Source organism: Methylobacterium sp. HJ2, assembly GCF_056431005.1.
Map to the genome: position 1 here is coordinate 192,729 of NZ_JBWJYM010000011.1, position 15,616 is coordinate 208,344.

Genomic DNA, 15,616 nt, shown 5'->3' on the forward strand with positions numbered 1-15,616 from the left:
CGGACGTGCCCCCCAGCCCCGGTCCGGATCATCCCGTCGGGATGGCGGATCCGGAGTCTCGCTCACGGGGCGCGCGGACTGAGCGACCCGGTCCGCGCTTTCATCGCGCGGACACCCGGATCATTCGGCCGGAACCTGCGCGGCGGCGGGCATCAGCGGCGCGGGAGCCTGCGCCCGGGCCGCGGCGTAGAGCAGGAGCGCCACCAGCATGTAGGCCAGGGCCAGCGCGGGGGAGACCGCGATGCCGACGGCCGGGCCGTGCATGAAACCGAAGAAGGTGAGCACGCCGCCGGCCGCCGCGAAGGCGGAGGCGCGGGGGAAGTCGCGGTCGATGATGAAGGCGGCGACCGCCCCGAGGATCAGCCCGCCCAGGATCGAGCCCTCGCCCAGCACGCCGAGCCCCTCGTACAGCACGCCGGCCTGACCCAGCTTGGCCATGCCGATCGCCGAGGCGCTGGTGCCGGCGGCGCCGAGCGCGCCGTCGATCAGGGTCTTGGCCCAGGCGGCGAGGTGGGGTGCGAAGGACAGGATGATCGCCGGAGCGTGCCGGTGCGGCGTCTCCTGGAAGGCCTGGGCCCCCATCAGCATGCCGATGTAGAGCAGGATCGGCGAGATCGCGACGACGGGCACGAGGCTGGACAGCAGCGAGATCAGGTTCAGCCAGCTCAGCAGCAGCACGGCGATCCCGGTGGCGAAGGAATAGCCGATGCGCCCGCCCATCGCCTTCCAGCCCGGGTGGCCGATATAGACCGCGTTGATGAAGGGGTTGCCCATCAGGCAGCCGATCAGGCTGATGACCCCGTCCGCGGTGAGCACGCGCGTGGTCGGGTAGGCGTCGCCCGCCGCCTCGGCGCTCTCGACGTTGTCCATCGCTTCGACGAGATCGTAGATCCCGAACGGGATGGCGGTGACGAGGATCACGCCGATGAATTCGAAGCCGCCGAAGACGTGGCCGATGGCCGGCAGCGGCACCGAGAATCCGATGCCCTGCAGCGCGGCCCCGAGGCCGGGACCGCTGACGCCGCCGAGATCGAGGCCGAGGAGCTTCGCGCCCCAGGCCACCACCATGCCGAACAGGATCGCCACGAGGCCGGCGGGCAGTCGGCCCGGATAGCGCACGCCCCCGAACCACGCGAGCAGGATGATGGCGAAGGCGACGACGCCGATCACCGGCGTGGTGATCAGCTCGAGCGCGGGGCGCATGGCGATGAAGGTGACCGAGACGCCGGCGAGCGTGCCGAGCAGCGCCGCCCGCGGGGTGATGCGGCGGATGACGGGGGCGATGAAGCCGCCGATCATCAGGATGAAGCTCTGGATGAAGACCCAGGCGAGCCCCGCCTCCCAGCCCCTCACCGGATCGCCCGTGGCGAGCTTGATCGGCAGCATGATCACGAAGACCACGATGAACATGTGCGGCACGCTGATGCCGGAGGGCAGCGCGCAGACGTCGTCGCGGCCGGTCTCGCGGGCGAGCCGGTAGCCGAGCCAGCCGTAATAGGCGGTGGAGAGGCAGAGCATCAGGCCGATCGCCGGCAGGATGCGCCCGAAGGTGATGGCGTCGGGCATGCCGAGGACGAAGCGCAGCAGGCCCGTCAGCACCAGCATGTTCACCAGGATGTTGGTGCCGAAGCCGAAGAAGGCGTTCCAGTCGCCGGGCGCCCAGAGGGCCGGTTGACGGGGCGGGGCCGCTGCCATGTCGATCTCCTCACTCAGGCCGACGGCGGGATTCGGACCGCGCCTCGGGATTGCTCGCGGATCGGCCGCGCCCCTCCGGGCCTCGGCCCAACTGGGGCCTCAGCCCGCCCGGAGGGCGGCGGCGACGCGCGCCGAGTCCGAGACCCAGCCGAAGATGCCGCCCTGCGCGACGATCATCGCCAGGCCGGCGGCGTGGAATTCGGGGATGTACGAGGCGCAGGCATCCGAGACGACGACGCAGCGGTAGCCGCGGTCGTTGGCCTCGCGCACCGTGGTGTGGACGCAGACCTCCGTGGTGACGCCGCAGACGAGGAGCGTCTCGATCCCGCGCGCCGCGAGGATTGGGCCGAGGTCGGTCGCGTAGAAGGCGCCCTTGCCGGGCTTGTCGATGACGATCTCGCCGGGCGCCGGCGCCAGGGCCGGGACGATGTCGTGGCCCGGCTCGCCGCGGATCAGGATGCGGCCCATCGGCCCCGGATCGCCGATCCGCGCGGTCGGCACGCCGCGCTCGCGCTTGGCCGGCGGGGCGTCGGAGAGGTCGGGCCGGTGGCCCTCGCGGGTGTGGACCACGAGGATCCCGGCCTCGCGCGCGGCGGCGAGCAGCCGGCGGCAGGGTTCCACCGCGGCGGAGAGCAGCGAGACGTCGTTGCCCAGCGTCTCGCCGAAGCCGCCCGGCTCCAGGAAATCCCGCTGCATGTCGATGATGACGAGGGCGGTGGCCGCGCTCCGGACCGGCAGCGGCGACGGCTCCGCATCGAGGATGGGCATGCGCGGGCGCCTCGTCCCGGAGCGGTGGGCCTGCCGAGGGTTCGCCGCCGCTCCGGCCCGCGAACCGTCAGGATCATGGTCCGGCGTCTCCCGGGATGCACGCCCAAAGATTTCGCTCGCCTGCGGCTTGAATTGGCGCCTGTGCCACGCAGACGAGCAGAGCACGAAGCCTGAGATCGCCCCGCGCCGCGCTCGCCCCGTCGCGGACGGAGGCCGCGACGATTGATGTCGCGCGCCTGTTCGTCCCGCCCGGACACGAGAACACCCCGGGAGTCGCCTCCCGGGGTGTGGCTTGGGCTCAAGCGGCCTTTGCTGATCGGGGCTGGGGCCTTGGCCGAAGCGTCCGTGATCGGGTCTTAGTACGAGCCGAACTTGTAGTTGATGCCGGCGCGGACGACGGCGAACTCGGTGTCGTTGCGGCGGTTGCCGCCCTGGACGAGGGTGACGCCGGTGCTGCCGATGCCGACCGGGATGCCGCTGGCGCCGACCGCGAAGAGGCCGTTGTTGCGGTTGCCCTGGTCGAGGTTGACGTAGAGGCCTTCGACCTTGAGCGTCACGGCCGAGGAGCGGAAGAAGTTCAGGAAGGAGTCGGTGGGCAGCGCGTACTCGACGCCGCCGCCGGCGGCCCAGCCGGTCTGGAAGCTGTCGGTGCTGGCGTTCGGCAGGCCGAACTGGCGCCCGCCGCCCGAGCCGTAGGCGAAGCCGCCGGTGGCGTAGACCAGGGTGCGGTCGAAGGCGTAGCCGAGGCGCCCGCGCACGGTGCCGAAGTAGTCCAGGCTCGACAGGCCGTTGGGGTTGAACACCAGGGCGTTGAAGGCGATCGGGTTGGTGGCCGAGAAGCGGTTCCGGTTGCGCCCGAAATCGGCGTACTGGGCGTCGGCCTCGATGCCCACCACCACGCCCGAGCCCGGGGTGAACTGGTAGTTGTAGCCGACCTGACCACCGCCGACGAAGCCGTCGCTCGAGCTGGTGCCCGGGAAGGCGATCACGCCGTTATAGGCGGCCGGGGCCTGGAACACGGCGTAGCGGTTGGGCACGGCCACCACGGTGGCGGTGTTGTTGTCGTTGGCGCCGAAGCCGTAGCCCGCGTTGAAACCGGCGTAGAAGCCCGTCCACGTGAACACCGGAACCGGCTGGAACACCGGCGGAGGCGCGCGGCGCGGCAGATCGGCGGCGGCGGCGGCGGCGGTGAGGCCGGCGAGGACGGTGGCGGAGAGGAGGAGGCGCTTCATCGTCGGAACCCTTCGTTTCGCCCCGCTGGCAGGGCGGCTGAGCGCACAAAAACCCCAAGCGGCCCGGCGGCGATAGTGCATCCGCGCCACAGCCCCGTCGGGCGCCGGAAAACCACCCCCTCCTCAAGTGCGTCCGCGCACAGACCGGCCCCGGGGCCTGTGAACACCGGTCATTCGAGCGGTTTTGTTAGGATTTCATCAACCGGAATGTTGGGTCAGCCCGGCTGGGAGCGCCGAAGGTCTGGATATGCTGCCCGATCGCGGCGGAGAACCTTACCAAATCATTGAAGCCGATCGGCCGCAAGGGGCGTGCGCCCCTCCGAGCCCGCGCTTCGAGCCGGCTTGGCCTGCCGTCGATCTCCCGAGCGGGCTGGGAAAGTGCAACCTGCGGTCTATTTCCTCGCGCGCAGCCGTCCATCCGGTGCCGTGCCGTCGTTCGGAGCGGCACGCGTCCGGGGCGGTCACAGGGAGAGTAAGACGTGCGGATCAGCATCATCGCAGCCGGCCTGCTGGCCGGAATCGGCGCCGCGGCCCTCGCCGGCCCGGCCGCCGCCCTTCCGGCGGGGCCTGGGGCCGCCCTGGCGGCGCCGTCGCCGATCGTCCAGGACGTCCGCATGGTCCGCCGCCACATGCGGCACCACCGCCACCATCGCCGCGGCATGATGCCGGGCCGGCGCTTCAACAACGTGACGCGCGGCGCGCCCGCGGGCGACAACAGCGGCAACGCGGCCACCGGCAGCACGGCCGCCCCGAGCGGTCGCTGAGCGAGCCCCCTGCTGGGCCCGGGGCCCGGCGGGGGATCCCCGCCTCTCAGAGCAGGTCGCCCTCGACCGCGACCGCGTCGGCGACCTCCGGAGCCCGCCCGGGCCCGGCCCTGTGGAACAGGCGCTCGCTCGTCAGCTTCAGGAAGTAGAACCCGAATTCCGGGTTCTGGTAATAGAGCTGCTTCACCTCGGAATAGGAGATGCAGAGCGCCCGTCCCCCCTCGACGCAGACCAGGGAGGCCGTGCGGGTGTTGCCGGGCGAGAGCAGGCCGAGCTCGCCCACGATCCCGCCCGCGCCCACCGTGAGGTCGTATTCGGGGATCCGGAAGCGCCCGCTCTCGACGTAGTACATCTCCTCGGCCGGATCGCCCTGGCGGAACAGCACCGCGCCGGCGCGGAAGGCGCGCTCGGTGCCGAACGGACGCAGCCAGTCGAGGGAGAGATCGCCGCCGGCCGCGGTCCCGACGTCGCGCACGAGGCGCCACATCTGCCAGAGCCGGTAGGCGTTGAACGGGATCTGGATCATCTCGGTCAGCACCACCGGCATGCTGCCGATCAGGGTCCCGTAGGTGATCACCACCGCGCTCGCGAGAAGCGCCACGATCCGCAGCGGGATCATCGTGCTCATCGCGGACGCCGCGACGGTCAGGGCCGTGCCGAGATAGCCGATCGCCTCGACCCAGTTCGCTTCGACCCAGTTCATGCGGAGCTCCGACGCGTCGTCGCGCGCACAGCCGATGCATGCCGGCGGCCCGGCGGCAAGCGGGCGGCACGCCGGCGGAAGACGGGCGCGACTACCCTGTGCCCGCGCGGACACGCTCCGCCACCGCGGCGGCGGCGCGCTCGCCCTCCGCGTAGGCGCCCCCCGCCGTGCCCCATTGCAGGCGCGACAGGGCCTCCCCCGCGAACCAGATCCGGTCGGCGACGGGGGCCTGAAGGGCGCCCCGCGCCCCCGCATGGCCCGGCGGCACCACCGCCCAGGATCCCCGCGACCAGGGATCGTCGCGCCACGCGCTGACCGCCGGGATCGCGAGATCGCGCAGCCGCCCCGGTCCGAAATGGGCGGCGAGCACCGTCCGGACGTGGCGCCGGACCCGGTCGGCGCCCCCGCCGGCCGCGTCGATCGCGGCGGCCTCGGCCCCGTCGATCTCGTAATAGTGGAACGGCGTGCCGTCGATGCGCGCGAGCAGGCCCGGCGGCGACAGGCGGCTGCCCGCCATGCTGACGAGGCGGTCGGCGCCCCGGAACGGGCTCGACGGCCAGTGCAGCACGGCGTGCTCGTAGATGCCGCGGCTGAAGCCGTCGATGGCCTGCCGGACCGGCCCCGGCAGGGCCGGGCTGAAGGCGATGTCGGCGCGCAGCACCATCATGGGCGCGGTGACGATCACCGCGCGCGCCGCGAGCGGGCCCGCCGCCGTCTCGACCCGCACGCCCTCGCCCGACCAGTCGATGCGCGTCACCGGGCGCGCGAGCGCGATCGGCAGGCCGCGCGCCAGCCGGGCGAGATAGCCGCCGTATCCGCCCGCGAGGAAGAAGTTGTCGCCGTACTCCAGGCTGGGGAAATCCTGCACGGAGACCTCGGTGAGCGGCCGGCCGGAGACGAGGCCGTGCACCTGCGCCACTCGGCGGCCCCAGGGGCCGAGCGTCGGCGGCAGAACGCTCGCGGCCGGGCGGTCCGGCCCCGGCGCGGCGGCGGCCCGCGTCATCGCCCGGTCGGCGACGTCGAAGGCGCGGGCGTTGGCGCGCCGCTCGGCGGCCGTTCCCCGCCGCCGCCCGACCCAGACATGCCCTTCCTGCGGCGCCCGGCGCAGGGGCTCGCCCCGGGCCTTGCCGAGGGCGACCAGGGGGTTGATCGGGCCGGCATGCAGCCAATGGGCGCCGAGGTCGACGTCGTGGCCGCGCAGGCTGGTGGTGAAGGTGCGCCCCCCGACGCGGTCGCGCGCCTCCAGCACCGCGACGGAGAGGCCCGCCGCGACGAGGTGGCGCGCGGCGCCGATCCCGGCGGCGCCCGCCCCGATCACGATCACCGCCGGATCGGCGGGCAGCGCCGCCAGCGGCGGCACGAGGCTGGGGCGGTGCTGGGAATGGGCGGGGCGGCTCATGCGGGTCCTGCGGCTCTCGATCGCGTCGGGGCGGCCGGGCGACGCTCCAGGTCAGGGGACTGTCGCCCGGCCGGCCCGATCGCCGCCGATCCCGGCCTGCACGGAGTCGGCGCCCGACGCCTTGCAGCGGCCGCGACGCGACCCCACACCTGCCGGGCGCCGGCTTGGCGGCGCGAAGGACCCGGTTCCCGCATGCTGATCCAGTCCGCATTCGCGGCCCTGCGCCAGACCCTCTCGCCGCCGCTGCGGGCGATCCTGTGGAAGTCGCTCGGGCTCACCCTCGGCCTCCTCGTGCTGGTCTGGTTCGGGCTGACGCGCCTGATCCAGTGGTTCCAGGCCAGCCACCACATCTCGGAACAGTACCCGCTGCTCGATACCCTGGCCTTCTTCCTGGCGGGCTTCGGGCTGTTCGTGGCGCTCGCCTACGTGATGCCCGCGGTCTCGATCCTGGTGGCGGGCTTCTTCCTCGACGACGCCGCCGAGATCGTGGAGCGCACCGACTTTCCCGACGATCCGCCGGGCCAGGCGATGCCCTACGGCCGGGCGATGCTCTACGCCGTGCGCTTCGCCGGCCTCACGCTCCTGGTGAACCTGGGCGCCCTGATCATCTTCTTCGTGCCGGTGATCGGCATCGCCGCCTTCTTCGCGGCCAACGCCTACCTCCTGTCGCGGGAATATTTCGAGATGGCCGCCGCCCGCTTCCGGCCGCTCCCCGCCGCCGCCACGATGCGCCGGGAGCACAGCGGGACGACGCTCGCCGCCGGCTGCCTGCTTGCCGGCATGATGGTGGTGCCGGTTCTCAATCTCGTGACACCGCTCTTCGGCATCGCCCTGATGGTGCACGTGCACAAGCGGCTCGCCGGGCGCCTGCCGGCCCCGGCGCGCCAGGCGCGCCTGCGCTGAGGGCCCGACCGGGGACCCGGACAGGGCCCGGAGCGCTACTTCCGCGAGCCCCAGCGGGCGCCCTGCCGGCCCGGCGCGCCGCCGGGATCGGCCGCCAGCGCCGGGCCGGAGGCGCGCTCGGGCCGGTGCTGCGACCCGGCCTCCATCGGGGAGGCGGCGAGCATGTCCGGCACCTCGGCGAGCGCCGGGCTGCCGCGGCCGGTGGCGAACTGGCCGGCCTTGCGGAAGCGCCAGAGATAGCCCGGCACCACCGCCTCGGCGGCGGTGGGCTGGATGCCGAGGGCCTCGATGGTGCGCCCCTCGGCCTTGGCGGCCTCCGAGACCACGTTGTCCTGCTGCAGCAGCACGACCTGATCGCGGGTGAGCTTCAGGTCGGCGGGGAGCAGGCCCAGCGTCAGGGTGTCGGCGATCTCCATGACGCGCGCCTGGATCCGGGCGAGCGGCAGCGGCAGGTCGACCACGAGGCGGCGGCGATGCGTCGTCTCCAGCATGTAGCGCACGAGGTGCTCCAGGGTCGCGATCTCGGGCCCGCCGAGTTCGTAGACCTTGCCGCCGGGCACCCGGCCCTCGACGGCGCGGGCGATCGCCTCGGCCACGTCGCCGACGAAGACCGGCTGGAAGCGCGACTGGGCGCCCGCGAGGGGCAGCACCGGCAGGGCGCGGGCGAGGTTGGCGAAGCGGTTGAAGAAGCTGTCGCCGGGCCCGAACACCAGGGAGGGCCGGAACACCACGGCGTCCGGGCGGGCCTGGAACACCGCGGCCTCGCCCTCGGCCTTGGTGCGGGCATAGGCGGAGTCCGAGCGCGCGTCGGCGCCGATCGCCGAGACGTGGACCAGGCTCGCACCCTCCTTGGCCGCTGCCCGCGCGATGAGCCCGGCCCCCTCGGCCTGGAGCCGCGCGAAGCTCTGGCTCCCCGTCTCCTGCAGGATGCCCACGAGGTTGACCACGACGTCGGAACCCGCGGCGGCGCGGACCACCGAATCGGGGTAGCGCAGGTTCGCCTGCACGGCCACGATCTGCCCGACCTTGCCGAGCGGCTGCAGGAACAGGGCGAGGTCGGGCCGGCGCACGGCGACGCGGATGCGGTAGCCGCGCTTGGCCAGGGCCCGGACCACGTGGCGCCCGAGGAAGCCCGAGCCGCCGAAGATGGTCACGAGCTGCGAGGCCGGCCGGATCAGGCCGGCATTGGCGGTCGGGGAACTGGTACCGGTCATCGCCTGAAGTCTCGTCATCCGAGTCGCAGGGCCGCCCCGAGGCGCGGCCCCTGTCGGAGCGCTACTTACCCCAAATCCCCGCGCTGTGGAGCCGGGCGAAGCGCGCAATCGTGACGGGCGGCGGTGGCCGTGCGGACGCCCTACTCCGCGGCCTGCCGGGTGCCGTAGCCCAGGCGCCCGTTCAGCTCCTCGATGAGCTTCACGGCGGCGTCCGCGATCACGGTCCCGGGCGGGAAGATCGCGGAGGCGCCGGCCGCGTAGAGGGCGTCGTAATCGCCCGGCGGGATGACGCCGCCGATCACGATCATCACGTCGCCGCGGCCCTGCTCGGTGAGCGCCGCCTTCAGCTCCGGCACCAGGGTGAGGTGGCCGGCGGCCAGCGAGGAGACGCCGACGATGTGCACGTCGTTCTCCACCGCCTGCCGGGCGGCCTCCGCGGGCGTGGCGAAGAGCGGCCCGATATCGACGTCGAAGCCGAGATCGGCGAAGGCCGAGGCGATCACCTTCTGGCCGCGGTCGTGGCCGTCCTGGCCCATCTTGGCGACGAGGATGCGCGGGCGGCGCCCGTCGTTCTCCTCGAACGCCTCGACCAGGGCGCGCACCGTCTCAACCACAGGCGACATGCCGCCGACCTCCCGCTTGTACACCCCCGAGATCGAGCGGATCTCGGCGCGGTGCCGGCCCCAGGCCTTCTCCAGCGCCTCGGAGATCTCGCCGACCGTGGCCTTGGCCCGCGCCGCGTTCACCGCGAGCTCGAGCAGGTTCTCGCTCCCCTCGGCGGCCTGCGTCAGCGCGGCGAGCGCCGCGTCGACATCCGCCTGGCTGCGCTCCGAGCGCAGGCGCTTGAGCTTGTCGATCTGCAGGGTGCGGACGTTGCCGTTGTCGACGCGCAGGAGCTCGATGGCCATGTCGTCGTCGGCCTTGAACTTGTTGATGCCCACGATCGTCTGGCGCCCGGAATCGATCCGGGCCTGGGCGCGCGCCGCCGCCTCCTCGATCCTGAGCTTCGGGATGCCGGCCTCGATCGCCTTGGCCATGCCCCCGAGGCTCTCGACCTCGCGGATGTGCTCCCAGGCGCGGGCCACGATGTCGGCGGTGAGGCGCTCGACGTAGTAGGAGCCGCCCCACGGATCGACGATGCGGGTGGTGCCCGATTCCTGCTGCAGGAACAACTGGGTGTTGCGCGCGATCCGGGCCGAGAAGTCGGTGGGCAGCGCCAGCGCCTCGTCGAGGGCGTTGGTGTGCAGGGACTGCGTGCCCCCTTGCGTCGCCGCCATCGCCTCGATGCAGGTGCGGGTGACGTTGTTGAACACGTCCTGGGCGGTGAGGGACCAGCCGCTCGTCTGCGAATGGGTGCGCAGCGGCAGGGACTTGTCGGATTTCGGCTCGAACTGCTTGACGAGCTTGGCCCAGATCAGGCGCGCGGCCCGCATCTTGGCGATTTCCATGAAGAAGTTCGTCGAGATCGCCCAGAAGAACGACAGGCGCGGGGCGAACTGGTCGATGGTCAGACCAGCAGCCAGCCCCGCCTTGATGTACTCGACGCCGTCGGCCAGCGTGTAGGCCAGCTCGAGGTCGTTCGTCGCCCCGGCCTCCTGCATATGGTAGCCGGAGATCGAGATCGAATTGAACTTCGGCATGTTCTTCGACGTGTAGGCGAAGATGTCCGAGATGATCCGCATCGATCCCTTCGGGGGATAGATGTAGGTGTTGCGGACCATGAACTCCTTGAGGATGTCGTTCTGGATCGTGCCGGCGAGCTTCGAGGGCGGCACGCCCTGCTCCTCGGCGGCCACGATGTAGAGGGCGAGGATCGGCAGCACCGCGCCGTTCATCGTCATCGACACGGTCATCTCGTCGAGGGGGATGCCGGAGAACAGCGTCCGCATGTCGTAGATCGAGTCGATCGCGACGCCCGCCATGCCGACGTCGCCCGAGACGCGCGGGTGGTCGGAATCGTAGCCGCGATGGGTGGCGAGGTCGAAGGCCACCGACAGGCCCTTCTGCCCGGCCGCGAGGTTGCGCCGGTAGAAGGCGTTCGAATCCTCGGCCGTGGAGAAGCCGGCATATTGCCGGATCGTCCAGGGCTGGGTCACGTACATCGTCGGATAGGGCCCGCGCAGGTAGGGCGCCAGCCCCGGATAGGTGTGCAGGAACTCCAGCCCCTCGCGGTCCTCCGGCCCGTAGGCGCCCTTCACCGGGATGCCCTCGGGGCTCATCCACGGCTCGGCCGTCGGCAGCGGGGCGACGGGCAGCGGCTCGCCCGCGAACGGGATCTCGGCGAAGTTCGGGATGCGGGACGTCATGCGGGGCTCGATCGAACGCACCCCGCGGCCGGGGCGAACAGGCCTGCATTATAAGGGAGGTTGGGGGCGGTGCTACTCCCCCGTGCGGCGGAAGCCGCGGGCCCGGGCGGGCCAGCCGTCATCGCGCCGTCACGCTCGCGCCGGAAAGCCAGTCGATGCACCCTGCGGCCCGGGATCCCGGGCCGCCCGCGACAGGACCCCGCGCATGGATTTCCACCGCCGCTTCACCGTGCTGATGTGCACGCCCACCTTCGAGCCCGGCGACCTCGAGGGCGCGCGGGTCGACCAGATCGTGGCGGCGGTCGAGGGACGCGGCTTCGAGGTGGTGCGGGCGCGCCGCGTCGAGGACGCGGCGATCGCCGTGCAGACCGACGCCGCCATCGGCTGCATGGTGGTGGATTGGGGCAAGCGCGGGCTCGACGGCAAGGCCGCCGCGCTCATCGACATGATGCGCCGCCGCGGCCTCGAGATGCCGATCGTCATCATGGTCCGCCGCAAGCGCCTGGAGGACATCCCGGTCGAGCTGCTCGACTTCATCGACGGCTACATCTTCCTCGCCGAGGAGACGCCGGAATTCATCGCCCGCGGCCTCGTCTCCCGCGTCACCCAGTATGCCGAGACCCTGAAGACGCCGTTCTTCGGGGCGCTCGTCGACTACGCCGAGAAGGGCAACCAGCTCTGGACCTGCCCGGGCCACAACGGCGGCATCTTCTACAACCGCTCGCCGATCGGCCGCATCTTCGTCGAGCACTTAGGGGAAGCGATCTTCCGCGACGACCTCGACAACTCGGTCCTCGATCTCGGCGATTTGCTGACCCACGAAGGCCCGGCGCTCAAGGCGCAGAAGGAGGCCGCCCAGATCTTCGGGGCGGAAAAAACCTATTTCGTCCTCAACGGCACCTCGGCCTCGAACAAGATCGTGCTGTCCTCGCTGGTGGCCGAGGGCGACCTCGTCCTGTTCGACCGCAACAACCACAAGGCCGCCCATCACGGCGCGCTCTTCCTCGGCGGCGGCATCCCGATCTTCCTCGAGACCGACCGCAACGCCTACGGGCTGATCGGGCCGATCTACCACGAGGCCCTCGACGAGGCCCGGATCCGCGAGAAGATCCGCGCCAACCCGCTGGTGGCGGACAGGGAGGCGTGGCGCAAGGAGCGCCCGTTCCGCGTCGCCGTCATCGAGCAATGCACCTACGACGGCACGATCTACGACGCGCGCGAGATCCTCGCCCGGATCGGGCACCTCTGCGACTACATCCTGTTCGACGAGGCCTGGGCGGGCTTCATGAAGTTCCATCCCCTCTATGCCGGCCGCTTCGCCATGGGGCTCACCGGCCTCGACGAGACCTCGCCCGGCATCATCGCGACGCAATCGACCCACAAGCAGCTCGCGAGCTTCAGCCAGGCCTCGCAGATCCACACCAAGGACGGCCACATCCGCGGCCAGACCCGGCGCGTCGAGCACCGGCGCCTCAACGAGAGCTTCCTCGTCCACGCCTCGACCTCGCCGTTCTACCCGCTCTTCGCCTCCCTCGACGTCGGCGCCCAGATGATGAAGGGCCGCTCCGGCATGATCCTGTGGGACGACACGATCCGCCTCGGGATCGAGTGGCGCAAGAAGGTGCGGGCCATCCGCCGCGAGTTCGAGGAGCGCGAGGGCGATCCGCGCCGGCGCTGGTTCTTCGATCCCTTCGTGCCGGACGTGACGACCACGACCGACGGCGCCGAGATCGCCTGGGAGAGCGTGCCGACGGACGAGCTCGCGAGCGATCCCCGCCACTGGGAGCTGAAGCCCGGCGCCGGCTGGCACGGCTTCACCCATGTGGGGCCGGGCTATGCCATCACCGACCCGAACAAGCTCACCGTGCTCACCCCGGGCTTCGACCGGCGCACCGGCGCCTACAGCGAGCACGGCATCCCGGCCCCGATCGTCGCGCAGTACCTGCGCGAGAACCGGATCGTGCCAGAGAAGAACGATCTCAACTCGCTGCTCTTCCTGCTGACGCCGGGCGTCGAATCCTCCAAGGCCGGCACGCTGATCTCGGGCCTCGTCGCCTTCAAGCGCCTGCACGACGACAACGTCCCCCTGGAGGAGGCCATGCCGGAATTCGTCCGGCGCCGCCCGAACCGCTACGCGGGCGTGCGCCTGCGCGATCTTTGCGCCGATTACCACGCCTTCCACCGCGAGGCCGGAACCTCGGCCCTGCAGCGCAAGCAATTCGCTCCCGAGCACCTGCCTGAGATGGTGATGCCGCCCAAGGACGCGGCCCAGATGCTCACGCGCAACCACGTGGATTTCGTTCCGATCGCGGAGGCCGAGGGCCGGGTGGCGACGACCTTGCTTCTGGTCTACCCGCCCGGGATCGGCACGATCCTGCCGGGCGAGCGGATCGACGGGCGGGCCAAGCCGATGCTGGACTATTTCAAGATGTTCGAGGCTGCCGCGAACCTGTTCCCGGGCTTCGAGGCCGAGATCCAGGGCGTCTACCGCCAGGTCGAGCCGGACGGGCGCATCCGCTTCCACACCTACGTGCTGCGCGAGAGCCGCTGATGGAGGCGGAGACGCCGGTCGTCGCCTGCCCGGGCGTGGTCATCCGCCCCTCGTCCGACGCGGACGTGCCGGCGATGATCGCGATCTACGAGCACCACATCCGGCGGGGCGTCGGGGACACCGGCGATTTCGACGAGGAGCGCCTGCTCCCCGACGATCTCAAGCGCCGCCGCAAGACCATGCGCAAGAAGCGCCTGCCCCATCTCGTCGCCGAGCGCGACGGGGCGGTGGCGGCCTACGCCTACGCCGTGCCCTTCCGCAAGCGCCCGGCCTACCGCTACACCCTGAAGCACTCGATCTACGTGCATCCCGAGCATCTCCATGCGGGAATCGGCCGGCGCCTGCTGCCCGCGCTGATCGAGGCCTGCGCGGCCGGCGGCTACCGCCAGATGATCGGCTACATCGACGCGCGCAACGAGGCCTCGCTCCGCCTGCACGAAGCCTGCGGCTTCGCCCGCGTCGGCTTCCTGCCGGCGGTGGGCTACAAGTACGGCCGCTGGAGCGACAGCGTGATGGTCCAGTGCGCGCTCGGCACCGGCGCCGCGGATCAGCCCGGAACTTGGCGCCCGGCCGAGGAGCCCTCTCCCGAGATCGTGGTGGCGAACCACGAATGGGGCGTGGTCTGAGCTTGGATCAGGGAAGCGCCGCCCAGTAGCGGTCCGGCAGGTGGTCCGCCAGCGGTTGCGGCAGCAGGGTCCGCGTGGCGAGGCCGAGAAGATCCCGCCGACCGCCGACGCTCATCCGGAACAGGAAGCGGCGCAGGGCGCCGAAGTGGAAACCGTCGTTTAGGGCGAGCACGGGATCGTCGTCGGCGGATCCGGCGACGGACCCGACGTCGAACCCCGCGCCGGAGGCGCACGCAACCCGGCGCCCCACGTGCCGGTACCCCATGTTCGGCAGCGGGAGGCGGGCGACGATGTCGGCGCCGTGCACGAACCGGTAGGTGCGCGATCCGAGTACGGCCTCGTAATCCGCCGCGAACCGGCTCCCGCCCACCCGGGGCATCCCGAACCCGTAAACGGCGGCCGGCAGGTCGCAGGCCTGGGCGGCGTCGCGGGCCCGGAGCACGGCGAGCGCGGCGCCCAGGCTGTGCCCGACGATCCAGGCCGGATCACCACCTCCCGTCCAGACCCGCCCAAGCGTCTTGCTCGCCGCGATCAGGCCATCGGCGAAGCCGGAATGCAGGTCGTCGGTATTCAGTGCGACGCCGAGATCCGTCCGCCAATCGGCAAGCACGAGCGGATCGGTGCCGGAGAACGCGAGGATGCGACGCCCCTGCCCCGCGAGTGCGAGCCAGCGGATCCCCTCCGACAGGAGCGGCCCCAACGCGCCCGTCGCGTTTCGGTCGACGAGCGTGAGGTTCCACGCCGCGGCGATCTCTCGGATCTTGTCCGGGTCATCCTCGTAGGCGAGTTGCGCCAGCCACATCGCCGCCCGCGCCGATCGCGCCGTCAGCGCGGTGTCCGCCCAGCCGTCGAGAGTTCGAGGATAGAGGTTCAGCGGCAGCGTGACCAACCGGCTCATGGTGCGGAGCTCCGGTCGCGGGCGGCCACAGCCGTTCCTGGCCGGGATGGGCTCGCGCATTCGCGGGTAGGATCACCGGTGACGGGACGATGTGCAAGCGTGACGGACCACCCCATCCGGACGAGGCCAGGCGGACCGAGCCCCCTCCCCTCTCGGCCTGATGGCCGAGAAGCAGACCGAGGGACCGGCCTGACGTCGGACCCAGCATCCTGGGGTACGGTCCATGGCCCCGCGAGGAGGCGAGCCAAGTCTTGGCAGAGTCCTGGCAGAACTCCAGACAGCCAAAAGCCCGCCCCGGTGTGATCCGGGGCGGGCTTGTGTGGTTGGTTGCGGGGACAGGATTTGAACCTGTGACCTTCAGGTTATGAGCCTGACGAGCTACCGGGCTGCTCCACCCCGCGCCAGGGTTGTGAGCATCGTGTCGAGGGAATGAGTTGGCATCCTGGGGATGCATGCCTGCGCTGTGCGGGTCTGGCGGCGACCGACTCTCCCGTGTCTTGAGACACAGTACCATGGGCGCTGGTGCGTTTAACGGCCGAGTTCGAGATGGGATCGGG

12 protein-coding genes, 1 tRNA gene and 1 rRNA gene are annotated in these 15,616 nt (G+C 71.4%); 4 read left to right on the forward strand and 10 right to left on the reverse strand.

Features of this window, described 5'->3' with window-relative positions:
* Positions 1 to 120: 120 nt before the first annotated feature.
* From ACS5RC_RS23380 to ACS5RC_RS23390, 3 genes are all read right to left on the reverse strand, one after another.
* Positions 121 to 1,695 (reverse strand): regulator, encoded by a 1,575-nt coding sequence (locus ACS5RC_RS23380; RefSeq protein WP_478346325.1) that lies wholly within the window; start codon positions 1,693 to 1,695, stop codon positions 121 to 123.
* 99 nt (positions 1,696 to 1,794) lie between these two features.
* Positions 1,795 to 2,463, reverse strand: a complete 669-nt coding sequence (locus ACS5RC_RS23385) for a cysteine hydrolase family protein (RefSeq protein ID WP_478346326.1) — start codon at positions 2,461 to 2,463, stop codon at positions 1,795 to 1,797.
* A gap of 356 nt (positions 2,464 to 2,819) precedes the next feature.
* Positions 2,820 to 3,695 carry an outer membrane protein gene (locus tag ACS5RC_RS23390; RefSeq protein ID WP_478346327.1) on the reverse strand — a complete coding sequence of 292 codons (876 nt, stop codon included), beginning with the start codon at positions 3,693 to 3,695 and terminating at the stop codon, positions 2,820 to 2,822.
* Between the two features lie 479 nt (positions 3,696 to 4,174).
* Between ACS5RC_RS23390 and ACS5RC_RS23395 the strand changes: the two genes are divergently transcribed.
* Entirely contained in the window at positions 4,175 to 4,459 is a 285-nt protein-coding gene (locus tag ACS5RC_RS23395; RefSeq protein ID WP_478346328.1) for a hypothetical protein, read from the forward strand.
* Positions 4,460 to 4,505: 46 nt separating this feature from the next.
* Here ACS5RC_RS23395 and ACS5RC_RS23400 read toward each other — a convergent pair whose 3' ends face one another.
* Positions 4,506 to 5,162, reverse strand: coding sequence for a Crp/Fnr family transcriptional regulator (locus tag ACS5RC_RS23400; RefSeq protein ID WP_478346329.1), 657 nt, complete (start codon positions 5,160 to 5,162; stop codon positions 4,506 to 4,508).
* Between the two features lie 91 nt (positions 5,163 to 5,253).
* On the reverse strand, positions 5,254 to 6,561 hold the full coding sequence (locus ACS5RC_RS23405; protein ID WP_478346330.1) for a flavin monoamine oxidase family protein: 1,308 nt from the start codon (positions 6,559 to 6,561) through the stop codon (positions 5,254 to 5,256).
* Positions 6,562 to 6,753: 192 nt separating this feature from the next.
* On the opposite strand from ACS5RC_RS23405, the gene ACS5RC_RS23410 reads away from it, so the two are divergent.
* The gene (locus ACS5RC_RS23410) at positions 6,754 to 7,464 is read left to right on the forward strand and encodes a sulfate transporter family protein (RefSeq protein WP_478346331.1); all 711 of its coding nucleotides are present in this window, start codon (positions 6,754 to 6,756) and stop codon (positions 7,462 to 7,464) included.
* 35 nt (positions 7,465 to 7,499) lie between these two features.
* On the opposite strand, the gene ACS5RC_RS23415 is transcribed toward ACS5RC_RS23410, so the two are convergent.
* Complete coding sequence (locus ACS5RC_RS23415) at positions 7,500 to 8,678, reverse strand: complex I NDUFA9 subunit family protein (RefSeq protein ID WP_478346332.1); 1,179 nt, start codon at positions 8,676 to 8,678, stop codon at positions 7,500 to 7,502.
* Between the two features lie 140 nt (positions 8,679 to 8,818).
* On the reverse strand, positions 8,819 to 10,984 hold the full coding sequence (scpA, locus tag ACS5RC_RS23420) for a methylmalonyl-CoA mutase (protein WP_478346333.1): 2,166 nt from the start codon (positions 10,982 to 10,984) through the stop codon (positions 8,819 to 8,821).
* 205 nt (positions 10,985 to 11,189) lie between these two features.
* Here scpA and ACS5RC_RS23425 point away from each other — a divergent pair, with 205 nt between their 5' ends.
* Both ACS5RC_RS23425 and ACS5RC_RS23430 read left to right on the forward strand, forming a co-directional pair.
* Positions 11,190 to 13,535 (forward strand): Orn/Lys/Arg family decarboxylase, encoded by a 2,346-nt coding sequence (locus tag ACS5RC_RS23425; RefSeq protein ID WP_478346334.1) that lies wholly within the window; start codon positions 11,190 to 11,192, stop codon positions 13,533 to 13,535.
* The gene (locus ACS5RC_RS23430; protein ID WP_478346335.1) at positions 13,535 to 14,161 is read left to right on the forward strand and encodes an N-acetyltransferase family protein; all 627 of its coding nucleotides are present in this window, start codon (positions 13,535 to 13,537) and stop codon (positions 14,159 to 14,161) included. The genes ACS5RC_RS23425 and ACS5RC_RS23430 overlap by 1 nt, the downstream gene beginning before the upstream one ends.
* Positions 14,162 to 14,168: 7 nt before the next feature.
* Here ACS5RC_RS23430 and ACS5RC_RS23435 read toward each other — a convergent pair whose 3' ends face one another.
* The 3 genes from ACS5RC_RS23435 to rrf form a co-directional block, all read right to left on the reverse strand.
* The gene (locus ACS5RC_RS23435; RefSeq protein ID WP_478346336.1) at positions 14,169 to 15,059 is read right to left on the reverse strand and encodes a lipase family protein; all 891 of its coding nucleotides are present in this window, start codon (positions 15,057 to 15,059) and stop codon (positions 14,169 to 14,171) included.
* Between the two features lie 324 nt (positions 15,060 to 15,383).
* Positions 15,384 to 15,460 (reverse strand) — tRNA-Met (locus ACS5RC_RS23440).
* A 68-nt stretch (positions 15,461 to 15,528) separates the two neighbouring features.
* Positions 15,529 to 15,616: ribosomal RNA gene (gene rrf, locus ACS5RC_RS23445) — 5S ribosomal RNA — on the reverse strand; the annotation flags it as partial.

Excerpts from the sequence above, each read along its gene's own strand:
- ACS5RC_RS23380 (WP_478346325.1), bottom strand. The coding sequence starts at position 1,695 with ATGGCAGCGGCCCCGCCCCGTCAACCGGCCCTCTGGGCGCCCGGCGAC.
- ACS5RC_RS23385 (WP_478346326.1), bottom strand. The coding sequence starts at position 2,463 with ATGCCCATCCTCGATGCGGAGCCGTCGCCGCTGCCGGTCCGGAGCGCG.
- ACS5RC_RS23390 (WP_478346327.1), bottom strand. The coding sequence starts at position 3,695 with ATGAAGCGCCTCCTCCTCTCCGCCACCGTCCTCGCCGGCCTCACCGCC.
- ACS5RC_RS23400 (WP_478346329.1), bottom strand. The coding sequence starts at position 5,162 with ATGAACTGGGTCGAAGCGAACTGGGTCGAGGCGATCGGCTATCTCGGC.
- ACS5RC_RS23405 (WP_478346330.1), bottom strand. The coding sequence starts at position 6,561 with ATGAGCCGCCCCGCCCATTCCCAGCACCGCCCCAGCCTCGTGCCGCCG.
- ACS5RC_RS23410 (WP_478346331.1), top strand. The coding sequence starts at position 6,754 with ATGCTGATCCAGTCCGCATTCGCGGCCCTGCGCCAGACCCTCTCGCCG.
- ACS5RC_RS23415 (WP_478346332.1), bottom strand. The coding sequence starts at position 8,678 with ATGACCGGTACCAGTTCCCCGACCGCCAATGCCGGCCTGATCCGGCCG.
- scpA (WP_478346333.1), bottom strand. The coding sequence starts at position 10,984 with ATGACGTCCCGCATCCCGAACTTCGCCGAGATCCCGTTCGCGGGCGAG.
- ACS5RC_RS23425 (WP_478346334.1), top strand. The coding sequence starts at position 11,190 with ATGGATTTCCACCGCCGCTTCACCGTGCTGATGTGCACGCCCACCTTC.
- ACS5RC_RS23430 (WP_478346335.1), top strand. The coding sequence starts at position 13,535 with ATGGAGGCGGAGACGCCGGTCGTCGCCTGCCCGGGCGTGGTCATCCGC.
- ACS5RC_RS23435 (WP_478346336.1), bottom strand. The coding sequence starts at position 15,059 with ATGAGCCGGTTGGTCACGCTGCCGCTGAACCTCTATCCTCGAACTCTC.